The organism is Microvirga sp. HBU67558 (genome assembly GCF_018069605.1).
Taxonomy (GTDB): Bacteria; Pseudomonadota; Alphaproteobacteria; order Rhizobiales; family Beijerinckiaceae; genus Microvirga; species Microvirga terrae.
This window is the reverse complement of record NZ_JAGPUP010000171.1, coordinates 1-414: the sequence shown is the minus strand read 5'-3', so window position 1 is coordinate 414 and position 414 is coordinate 1. Positions and strand designations below refer to the sequence as shown.

The window sequence follows — 414 nt, the reverse complement described above, 5'->3', positions numbered from 1 at the left end:
GGAGCAAGTTCGCCATCTGCGGCGGTCGAAATTCCGAAGCCAATCGCCGATCAAACTGGATGGAGACAGCCTCATGCTTGAGGAGTTCAAGAAGTTCGCCCTACGAGGGAACGTGGTCGACCTCGCGGTCGGCGTGATCATCGGCGTGGCGTTCGGGGCCATCGTGACCTCGCTGGTGCAGGACATCATCATGCCGATCATCGGCGCGGTCACGGGCGGGCTGGATTTCTCGAACTACTATCTGCCGCTGTCCTCGGCTGTCCAGGAGGGGGCCTCCTACGCCGACGCCAAGAAGCAGGGAGCTGTCCTCGGTTACGGACAGTTCATCACGGTCGCCCTGAACTTCCTCATCGTCGCCTGGGTCCTGTTCCTTGTCATCCGCGCCATGAACAGGATGATGCGGAAGGAGGATGC

At 60.9% G+C, this 414-nt stretch carries 1 protein-coding gene; it reads left to right on the top strand.

Annotated features, from left to right (window positions below; genetic code table 11):
- Positions 1-73 precede the first annotated feature (73 nt).
- Positions 74-414 (top strand): large conductance mechanosensitive channel protein MscL (mscL, locus tag KBI52_RS00690; RefSeq protein ID WP_210804770.1); only part of this gene is annotated, 341 nt, incomplete at its 3' end.